This is a genomic window from Candidatus Obscuribacterales bacterium (genome assembly GCA_036703605.1).
Taxonomy (GTDB): Bacteria; Cyanobacteriota; Cyanobacteriia; order RECH01; family RECH01; genus RECH01.
The window spans coordinates 1-9,876 of record DATNRH010000475.1 but is presented as its reverse complement, the minus strand read 5'-3'; the positions used below and the strand labels follow the sequence as shown (position 1 = coordinate 9,876).

The 9,876-nt window shown below is 55.4% G+C and carries 11 protein-coding genes; 5 read left to right on the top strand and 6 right to left on the bottom strand.

The window, feature by feature from the left end; genetic code table 11:
- Positions 1-493 (bottom strand): lysophospholipid acyltransferase family protein (locus tag V6D20_10215; GenBank protein HEY9816154.1); only part of this gene is annotated, 493 nt, incomplete at its 3' end.
- 296 nt (positions 494-789) lie between these two features.
- Between V6D20_10215 and V6D20_10210 the strand changes: the two genes are divergently transcribed.
- From V6D20_10210 to plsY, 3 genes are all read left to right on the top strand, one after another.
- Entirely contained in the window at positions 790-1,194 is a 405-nt protein-coding gene (locus V6D20_10210) for a DUF3119 family protein (GenBank protein HEY9816153.1), read from the top strand.
- A gap of 122 nt (positions 1,195-1,316) precedes the next feature.
- Entirely contained in the window at positions 1,317-2,471 is a 1,155-nt protein-coding gene (locus V6D20_10205) for a DUF3086 domain-containing protein (GenBank protein ID HEY9816152.1), read from the top strand.
- A 274-nt stretch (positions 2,472-2,745) separates the two neighbouring features.
- Complete coding sequence (gene plsY, locus V6D20_10200) at positions 2,746-3,408, top strand: glycerol-3-phosphate 1-O-acyltransferase PlsY (GenBank protein ID HEY9816151.1); 663 nt, start codon at positions 2,746-2,748, stop codon at positions 3,406-3,408.
- A 46-nt stretch (positions 3,409-3,454) separates the two neighbouring features.
- On the opposite strand, the gene V6D20_10195 is transcribed toward plsY, so the two are convergent.
- From V6D20_10195 to V6D20_10175, 5 genes are all read right to left on the bottom strand, one after another.
- Complete coding sequence (locus V6D20_10195; protein HEY9816150.1) at positions 3,455-3,748, bottom strand: hypothetical protein; 294 nt, start codon at positions 3,746-3,748, stop codon at positions 3,455-3,457.
- 91 nt (positions 3,749-3,839) lie between these two features.
- On the bottom strand, positions 3,840-4,802 hold the full coding sequence (gene cysK, locus V6D20_10190) for a cysteine synthase A (protein ID HEY9816149.1): 963 nt from the start codon (positions 4,800-4,802) through the stop codon (positions 3,840-3,842).
- A gap of 262 nt (positions 4,803-5,064) precedes the next feature.
- The gene (locus V6D20_10185; protein HEY9816148.1) at positions 5,065-5,502 is read right to left on the bottom strand and encodes an Rrf2 family transcriptional regulator; all 438 of its coding nucleotides are present in this window, start codon (positions 5,500-5,502) and stop codon (positions 5,065-5,067) included.
- Between the two features lie 185 nt (positions 5,503-5,687).
- Positions 5,688-6,614 carry an alpha/beta hydrolase gene (locus V6D20_10180; GenBank protein HEY9816147.1) on the bottom strand — a complete coding sequence of 309 codons (927 nt, stop codon included), beginning with the start codon at positions 6,612-6,614 and terminating at the stop codon, positions 5,688-5,690.
- Between the two features lie 549 nt (positions 6,615-7,163).
- Positions 7,164-8,054, bottom strand: coding sequence for a PfkB family carbohydrate kinase (locus tag V6D20_10175; GenBank protein HEY9816146.1), 891 nt, complete (start codon positions 8,052-8,054; stop codon positions 7,164-7,166).
- A gap of 63 nt (positions 8,055-8,117) precedes the next feature.
- On the opposite strand from V6D20_10175, the gene rsmI reads away from it, so the two are divergent.
- Positions 8,118-8,972, top strand: a complete 855-nt coding sequence (gene rsmI, locus V6D20_10170; protein HEY9816145.1) for a 16S rRNA (cytidine(1402)-2'-O)-methyltransferase — start codon at positions 8,118-8,120, stop codon at positions 8,970-8,972.
- A 16-nt stretch (positions 8,973-8,988) separates the two neighbouring features.
- Positions 8,989-9,750 (top strand): hypothetical protein, encoded by a 762-nt coding sequence (locus tag V6D20_10165; protein ID HEY9816144.1) that lies wholly within the window; start codon positions 8,989-8,991, stop codon positions 9,748-9,750.
- The last annotated feature ends 126 nt before the right edge of the window (positions 9,751-9,876 follow it).

The window sequence follows — 9,876 nt, the reverse complement described above, 5'->3', positions numbered from 1 at the left end:
TAATGGGCACAATTTGAACCCCGAGATTGGGCTGGCTAGCCTCGGCCTGCAGGGCTAACCGCGCTAGACCTGGACGCAGGGGATGGACGTCTCCATCTCGAAAGATGCCGCCCTCTGGAAAAATTACCAACATATTTCCCTGCTGCAAAAGTTCTACACCTAGCCGCAGACTGGCGATGGATGGCCGATCAACGTTCACGGAAAAACCACCCAATCGTCGAATAAACCACCCCTGAATGCCGCCCATTTCGCTGGCGGTGACCATAAATCGCAGATCTCGCCCGGTGGCTCGTCGTCCAGTTGCGTAGGGCACCAGCAATGCATCCCAGCGTGATCGATGGGTGGGGGCAAGCAGCACTGGCCCCGTCTTCGGTAGATGCTCTTGCCCGGTGATCGTGATGCGATCAAAATAACTCGGCAGCACCAGATCACAGCCCAAGGGATAGACCAAGGATGTCAGCCATGGGGAACAGTGCGCCTGAGCAGTCGTCACAGAGGATGACGAGGATGGGAGGGATTGAGTGCAGGTCTTGGACAAGATCATAGGGAAGAGAACGTGAGGAAAACCACAATGGAGCCTTCTCGGTTGCTTCGGAAAGGTTCTCTTACACCCTAGTTGGATCCCATCTATTTTCGGTCTACCGAAGGGACAGTTTTGTGGGTGTCCCGCTAGGCTACGTCTAATGGGACGCCCTTGCCTGGCTGAACAGACTATCGTCTCGCGAGCAGAACCCCTTAGAATAGAGTGGTGTGAGATAGCATCATGCAGTATTCAAGGAGTTGGGCACTGTGACCTCATCAACAGCATCGTCAACTTGGGCAACGGTTCAGCTCGCTCCCAGCTATGCCATTCCTTTGGTTTTGGTAGGACTAGCCATACCGCTCTTCTGGGTACAGATTTGGGTGAGTGGGGCGATCGCCCTGTTTGGCCTATTTCTTTTGCTGCAAGCTGTGACGCTACGGCTTTGCTTCACGAATGACGCCCTAGATGTCTATCGCGGCGACAATCTCATTCGGCGTTTTCCCTACCAAGATTGGCAAAACTGGGCTATTTTCTGGCCGCCATTCCCTGTGTTGTTCTACTTCAAAGAAGTGAACAGCATCCACTTTTTACCCATTTTGTTCGACGCTAAAACCCTAGAAGCTTGCCTGAAAGAGCGTTGTTCGGTTGCGTCATCCACGCCCACGCCGTAACCTGTGGGCGATCGCAATCTGACCTAGTCAGGCTGTAATCCTGCTATGCCGTCTCAACCCTAGGATGCTGAATGGGCATGACCTACGGCATCCGCTGTTCCGATTGAACTATTGTCTTGGCTATGACTTCTGAGCAACCCCTAAACCTAGATTCTTTATCTGCATCGAGCAGCGATCGCCAGGATACGCCCCCGACGCCAGATACTCCATCGGAGCGTTCCGCTAATGACCAGCGCGCCCCTATTCCTCTGTCTCTGGGCAGTCCAACTCCAACGGGGCGATCGCCTCAACCATCGTCCGGTGATTCAGGGCTAGATCAACGGGTTGCTGACCTGCGCCGCGAAGAACGGCAGTTGAAGCAGGACATTGAAACCCTGCAAGCGTCCTACACTCGGATGATGCGGGATCAGGTGATGGAAACCCAGCGCACCATGGGGCGGGTGATCCAGGAAAGTCTGGCTGATCTAGAGCAGCGTAAGCAAACCCTGCAGCTTGCGGTGGAGCAGCTAGAGCGGCGTCAGGAACGGATCAAGGCAGAGATGCGCACGACCTTTGCTGGGGTTTCCCAAGATCTAGCCATTCGAGTCCAGGGGTTTAAGGACTATCTCGTGGGCAGTTTGCAGGATCTAGCAACGGTGGCCGAGCAGCTTGAGATGCCTACCCCCCAAGCTGCCCCTCCCCTGCCCGAAGCGGTGCCTGTAGTCGATGCTCCACCTAGCCGTAGTGCTGCGCCTCAGGTGATGGATCAGGCTTTTGCCGCTGATGCCGATCGCATTCGGGACTTGCTCGATCGCTACCGCACTACGCCGGATTACTACGGCCCACCCTGGCAACTGCGCCGCACCTTTGAGCCGATCCATGCCGAGCGCGTTTCTAAATGGATGTTTGAACAAGGTGGACGAGGTGCCCTGCGCAGTATGGGATCACGGCTGCAAAATATTCTGATTTCCTCAGCGGTGATTTCGGTGCTCTGCGACCTCCATGGCGATCGCCTGCGTGTCCTAGTGTTGGCCAATAGTCCCGAACGGCTCGGGGAATGGCGACGGGGGTTGCAAGACTGCTTGGGCATTTCTCGCGGTGACTTTGGAGCCGATCAGGGCGTGGTGTTGTTCGAATCTGCTGAAAGCCTGGCCCAACGGGCCGATCGCTTCACCCGCCAAGGTGACCTACCGTTAATTTTGATTGACGAAGCTGAGGAGCAAATCAGCCTCTCTGTGTTGGAGTTTCCTCTCTGGCTAGCCTTCGCCCCCGATCCCAACCGTCCGGTGTATTACTAACTGGGGGCACTCAGGGGGAGGGCTGAAATAAAGCTGCCGGGTTTCGACGTCGCTCAACCCTCTTCTCATGAGGATTGGAGCCAATCATGACGTCCTCCCATTGACTAACTGGTGGAATAATGCACCCAGCCATACCTGTGGCTACCACGGTAAGACGGTGATACCTAGACAAAGCCGCTTGATTGAGACAACAACGACTTCAAGAGTCACCCGCCGAGGCTTGACGAGCAGAACCGTGTAAACAGATACTGCTTAAAGAGCTAGGACGTGGCCCATGGTTGTGTGGATTTTACTGTGCATTGTATTGCTACTGGCGGCCTATCTGTTGGGATCGATTCCCACAGGCTATTTGGCAGGCCGTCTTTTGAAAGGAATTGATATTCGTGAGCATGGCTCAAAATCCACCGGAGCCACCAATGTGCTGCGGGTTCTGGGTACCAAGCCGGCGATCGCTGTCTTAGCCGTTGATGTTGTTAAAGGTGTGTTGGCGATCGCCGTCACTAGGGGGCTGTTGAGTATTCCTGCCCTGCTGACCCTTGCTCCTGCTTCGGTAAACCAAGCCCAGTGGCAGCCTTGGCTGATTACCCTCGCAGCCCTGATTGCCATTTTGGGTCATAGTAAATCGGTGTGGATTGGCTTCACGGGCGGCAAATCTGCGGCCACGGGGCTGGGTGTCTTTCTAGGCATGTCTTGGATGGTGGGGCTAGGTGCCTTGCTGACCTTTTGCTTAGTCTTGACCGTTTTTCGCTTTGTGTCTCTGAGCTCCATGAGTGCAGCCTTGATGGGCATTGTGTTGATGGTGGTTTTTCGTCAACCGTTTCCCTATCAGCTCATGGCTGTGGTCGGCGGAGTTTATGTGATTTTGCGGCACCGCACCAATATCCAGCGCCTTCTAGCCGGCACTGAACCTAAAGTTGGTCAAAAAGTCCAAACCTAGAGAGCGATCGTCATCTCAGGGCGATCGCTCGCCAATCGCTCTCAGATTACGTATATTTTCCCCACTGCAGCATCAGGGTGACGACGTATAGAATCACAGCCGATCCAATCACGCCGGGAATAATCCGCACATTCTGGATATTCCAGCGCAGGGCTGCATGATCGATGCCAAACTCTTGGCGTAGCAGAGCAAAGGCCCACTCGCCGAAAAATACTCCAATAATGCCGATGATCACAAGACCAAAGGCTTTGCCAGGAATGCGGCGGGGAATTAAAACATTTGCCAAGACGGCACAAGCCACAGCTAAGACAAAGCGGACAAGCAGATGACCGATATCCATGATTTTGGCTCTCCTGGTGTAGAGGATTAATCCAGCTATACGCCCAAATCGGAGCAAAATCAGAATGCCTAGGTCAATTGACTGGGCATCTTCAACCGACTGAGACCGGCGTTAATAGCTCTGGATCTTGGAACAATGGGGTACTGAGGTAGCGTTCACCAAAACTCGGTTGAATCATGACGATTAATTTCCCGGCATTTTCGGGGCGACGGCCAACCTTGATGGCGGCAGCGAGGGCAGCGCCACTGGAAATGCCCGATAGCAGACCTTCTTCCGATGCCATGCGGCGACCATAGGCGATCGCTTCATCATCATCCACGGTCACCACTTCATCGATGAGATCAACCCGTAAGACTTCCGGCACAAAGCCTGCACCGATACCTTGAATTTTGTGGGGCCCGGGTTCTCCGCCCGATAGAATGGGGCTGTTGGATGGCTCAACAGCGATCGCTTGAAAACCTGGCTTACGCTGCTTCAGCACATCCGCTACTCCTGTTAGGGTACCCCCGGTACCCACGCCAGCGACCAGCATATCTACCTGACCATCGGTATCATCCCAAATCTCGATCGCCGTGGTTTGTCGGTGAATTCGCGGGTTGGCTGGATTACGAAACTGCTGCAGCATATAGGCATCGGGAATGCTGTCCACAATCTGCTGGGCGCGACGGATACATCCCCCCATGCCTTCAATGCCAGGTGTCAACTCCAACTGGGCTCCGTAGGCCCGCAGCATGGCCCGGCGCTCCGAACTCATGGTCTCAGGCATGGTGAGAATCAGCTTGTAGCCCTTGGCGGCGGCGGCCATAGCCAGTGCAATGCCCGTATTGCCAGAGGTGGGTTCTACTAAGACAGTCTTGCCGGGCGTGATCAAACCGTCTTGCTCTGCTGCTTCAATCATGCCAGAGCCAATCCGATCCTTGACCGATGCGGATGGGTTCATGCCCTCTAGTTTCACAACAATGCGGGCAAGGCATCCATCTGCCTGGGGAATGCGATTCAGTTGAACCAGCGGAGTATGTCCAATCAGTTCAGTAATATTTTGGGCAATACGCATGATAGTCAGTGGCTAATAAGGTTAGTCAACAATAATAATGTCGGGGCGATCGCTGCTTGGATCACACCCTGCCCCTGACCGTTGAAACGCCATTGGCCAGCATTCTGGCATGGCATCATTGTCGATCGCTTTGGGGAAGATGGGCTGGAATTGCGATGAACTGTAACGTTCACCCGGTTCAAAGCCCGCCCTTGGGAATTGTCTTTGGGCTGGAGTGGGACTGGAATCTGAATTCTGAACCTTGAACCCTGAACTCTGACCTCTAGATGTAGTACATGATGTTTCGCTGCTGACGAGCATCACGCTTTTCCGTAAGATCCTGCAGGGTATAGCGTTGTAACACTGACTCTGCGGCATGGCGAGCTTCTTGCCAAACCTCAGCAACCACCGTAGACTCAGCAGACTTGGGACTCTCGTCTACCGATTGCTGGGGACTGTCGAGCCCCTCAATACTGCTGATGATGTCCCACAGGGTAATTTTCCAAGGTTCGCGGGCCAGGAGATAACCGCCTTTCGCGCCACGCTGGCTTTTGACGACCCCTGCCCGGCGCAGGGTGGCAAGGAGCTGCTCCAAGTAGCGATCGGGAATATCTTGCTCTGTAGCAATTTGCCGAATTTGCAACGGTGTACCCGTATTGTGGTGAGTGGCCAACTCAACAAGGGCTAGCAAGGCATACTCGGTTTTACAGGAAAGTTCCACAAGCACTACTCATGACAACAGTGGCATCAGGGCGTGCGATCGCTTGGGAGGCGCAGCCTAGATGTCTCCTAGATCGGGATCTCCACGGCAGCGATCGCCTTTTCCTAGTATATCCCGGTTCTCCACTGGGGTTTGCTGGATTATAAAATCTTGAACCAGATGTTACCGCGTGTCCTAGGTTTGTTCTAAGTATGATCGGCTTGGAGCCAGCCCTGCAGGAGGCCAATCACCACGGCGGGCAGTTCTAGGTGAGGCAGAACGCCGACATCATCCATGGACACAAACTCCTTCACCGCTGCGGGATTGAGGCTAGCCAACCGCTGTCCTTGGGCAACGCTGGTAAATCGGGAAGCGGCTCCCCAGAGCATATAGGTGGGCGTCTGCAGCGCGTCTATATAAAGGGAGAGATCAAAACAGAGGGAGCCTTTAAGAGACGCCAGGGCGGCATACTCGGCATTCTCTTGCTGGGCAGAGGCTACGTAGGCGGCAACCATTTCATCGGTAATCCGCGATCGCTTCGCAAAGAGAAACTGCTCCAAAAAGTTGCGCACGGCCAGTTCATTGGCGGCTCCCAGAGTGTAGATGATTCGATCCAGAATGGGAGTGCCGGCCAGTTGGGCGGCCAAACCGCTTTGGTAATCTTGCCCAAAGTCGCTATAGCCCGAGGGCGATACGAGGAACAGGGAATCGAATAAATCGGGGCGCTGGCTGGCTAGTCGCAGGACGAGACCGGCGGTGAGAGAAGTGGACACCACGGTGGCTGGCTGCTGGGCGACCTGCTCTAGGCATTCCGTGATCACCGCAAGATAGTCGGCAATGCTGTAGTCGCGGGGGGGATGGGCCGACTCTCCCCAACCTACGAGATCGGGCGCAATAATCCGATGAGTGGCGGCAAAAGCTGGGTAGACTTTCGACCATTCAAAGGCAGAGGAGCCACCGCCCAAGCTGTGGAGAAACACCAGCGGCGGGGAGGTGGTCTCGACGGGCGATCGCCAGGGAGCACTAGCGGGACTGTAGTACACCATTTTCCCCAGGGAAGTCTGGATGTGCTGGGGTTCGAAGCCGGGGGGTTGAAACTGTTTCATGGTGTCGGACAACTGCAAAGAAGGCATGGATCTCCTCTAGCTTATCGCTGAAGCCAAGGGGGAGCGATCGCTACAATTCTTCGTAATGGGCAGCATCCCTAACTTGCCTGCTCCGCACGTCTTGTCCTGACGCGATCGACTAGATCAAGCTTGACACCAAAACTCAAAACAGTAACAATGAATACAGAAATAATTCTTGTTAGTTGTTTTTGGTCAAGGCGACTCTGCTAACAATCGGCAAAAAGCGCCATCCACTTCGCATCAAGCTTATCCGTTAAAGGCAGTCAGGATTATGTCACTACACTATCGCGGCGTCGAGTACGATCACGTTTCACCCTCCATGGAAACCACTGGAGCTTCGATTGTTGGGCATTACCGTGGAGCGACGCTCAAGATTCGCCGGCCCAGAACATCCGTGGGCCAAGCCCCAACGCAGCCCCTGAAGTATCGGGGTGCTTGGGTTCGTTAGATCTCTCTAGGCAGGTACCAGAATGGAGTCAAGAGACGCGATCGCTCGCGTCTTTTTTTGTGGTTGTTCGCCCCGTTCTCTCCAGCATTGATGTATGCCTCCTGGCACTAGTCGCTTGAATGGGGCGATCGCCAGCGACGGGTACCGCGATGCAGACAGGCTGCCGCAGCGCATTGAGCAGCTTGGTGTAGAGCCGTTTCTACCGATTCGGTGAGGATAAAGTGGCAGAATGCGCCATGGAAAATGTCCCCGGCCCCTAGGGTGTCCACCGGCTGGATGGTAGGTACGGGGATGTCCTGCAGGCGATCGCCCTTCCACCATTGAATGGGGCGATCGCCGTGGGTGACGATGACGTGAGGAATGCCGAGGTCGATCAGATACCGTCGTCGATCCTCCGGTGTCGAGCCTTGGGGTGGCTGAAAGTTGGCGGAACAGATGGCATAGTCGGCCCAGGGCAGCACCTTTTCAAACCCCGGTTTCCAACTGCCGCCATCGATGACGATCGGGATCTGGGCCTGCTTAGCCCGAGGGGCGATCGCCGCACTCACTGCCATTTGATGACCGTCGATCAGCACCACGTCAATGGTGTGATTGTCGATCGCCGACCAGAGTGGGTCTGGAATGCGATCGCTGCTGGCTTGGGCGCGGGTAGCGTTGAGGGAGACGACGGCGCGATCGCCGCTGGCTTGGGTGACGAGGATCGATGACGTGGGCGGTGGTTCAGAACGCTGGGGATGCAGATCCCAGTGGGTCAGACCGCAGGCTTGGATGTCTGAGCGCAGGATGCTGCCGAGAGCATGGCTACCGATGCCGCTGAGTAGCGTACTGTCATGCTGCCCCTGCCCTAAATGCTGGAAGGCAACGGCGGCGTTGGTGGCGGGGCCGCCCGCAGCGATGTCGTAGTCTTCGGCTACAATCTTTTGGTTAGGATGGGGCAGACTATCTACGTGGTAGATCACGTCGAGGGTGGTGAGTCCAATAAATAAACCGTGGGCCATCGTCAAAGTGCCTGTCTAACCGTTCCGGGCGGGCATCGCCTTCATGATAGTAGAGGGAAACCTATGGAGATTCAATCGGGAACGCTCTACGTGGTGGGTACGCCCATTGGTAACTTGGAAGATATGACCTTTCGAGCGGTGCAGGTGTTACAGCAGGTGACAGCGATCGCGGCGGAAGACACACGCCATACGGGCAAGCTCCTGCAGCACTTTCAGATCACCACTCCCCAGGTGAGCTATCACGAGCATAATCGCGTGGCGCGGCTGCCGGAGTTGCTGCAGCGTCTCCAGCGGGGCGAGGCGTTGGCCTTGGTGACCGATGCCGGGATGCCGGGGATTTCCGATCCGGGCTATGAGTTGGTCAGTGCTTGCATTACGGCGGGCATTACCGTAGTGCCTATTCCCGCCGCCACGGCGGCCACCACGGCGTTGATTGCTTCGGGGCTGCCCACGGATCGATTTATTTTTGAAGGATTTTTACCGACCAAGGCCAGTTTGCGCCAGGAGCGGATGGATGCTTTGCAGATGGATCCTCGCACGGTGATTTTGTATGAAGCGCCCCATCGGGTGTTGGAAACGTTGCAGGATCTGGCCCAGAGTTTTGGGGGCGATCGCCCCGTGGTTCTGGCCCGAGAGTTGACTAAACGCTACGAAGAATTTTGGCGCGGCACGCTCACAGAAGCGATCGCCCATTACCAAACCCATGCACCCCAAGGAGAGTTTACCCTGGTAGTTGGGGGAGCTTGTTTATCGCAGCCGGTCTTGTCAGAAGATGCGCTCAAAGCCGAACTGCAATCTCTCCTACGGCAGGGGATATCGCGATCGCAGGCCAGCCGTCAGTTGGCCCATCAAACCTCCCTATCGCGGCGGCAGCTTTATCAGCTTGCCCTAGCTATTCCAGATTCCCAGTCCCCCTAGACGAAGCAGGTGTTTTATGGTGACCGTCATTCGTTTTTATCTCGTCACGCCCCTTGTACTCATCGGTCTCCTCATGGGTACGGCCTGCAGCTCGCCTACTACCAGTACCGAATCCGTTCCGGTGGAGAGCGCGCCGTCGAGCGCACCGCCGAGCGCACCGCTGAGTGATGCCGCCCCGCTGGATGAGCCGGAGACGCTTGGGGATGACAGTCCCACGGCTGATCCTAGTCCAGCACCTGCGGTTTCAACTTCTAGCCTATTGATTTCTGACTCCGGGATCGGTACCGCCCAGTTGGGCATGACCCTGGCCGAGTTTCGAGAGACCTTAACAGCGGATCAAGAGCTAACGCCAGTCGCTAATATCATGGTGGATTTTGATGCGATCGCGGTTACCCAGGCAGGCGAGATTCAGTACTATATTCTCCACCTCAGCGGCGCGCCCTTCACCGATGCGGACGTGATTCAGGGGCTGAAAACTGAAAACCCAGCCTACCAAACCCAAGAGGGAATTGGTGTCGGTAGCACCATTACCCAAGCGGAAGCGATCTACGGCGACGCCACCTTAGCCTACAACCTTGAAAACGAAGGGCGGGAATACGTGCGGTTTGCCGATTTTCCAGCCAATAATATTCTGTTTGGCACCGGTACCTATGGTGCCCAGACCGCTGGGATCTACGCTGACCCCAGCGGTTCCTATCATGAAACCCAAGTGTTTCGCGATGATGCCGTTCTAGAGTCGATTCTCTTGGTGTGCCTGAGTGCAGACTGTACTAACTGATCCCAGTTTTTCAGATAGGTTAGTTGTCCAGGTAGATTAGGCGATCGCATTCTCAGTATCGGGGTCAAATAGATGTAGCTTATCCACCGCGATCGCCAGCCAAAGCTCTTCACCAATCGACACCGG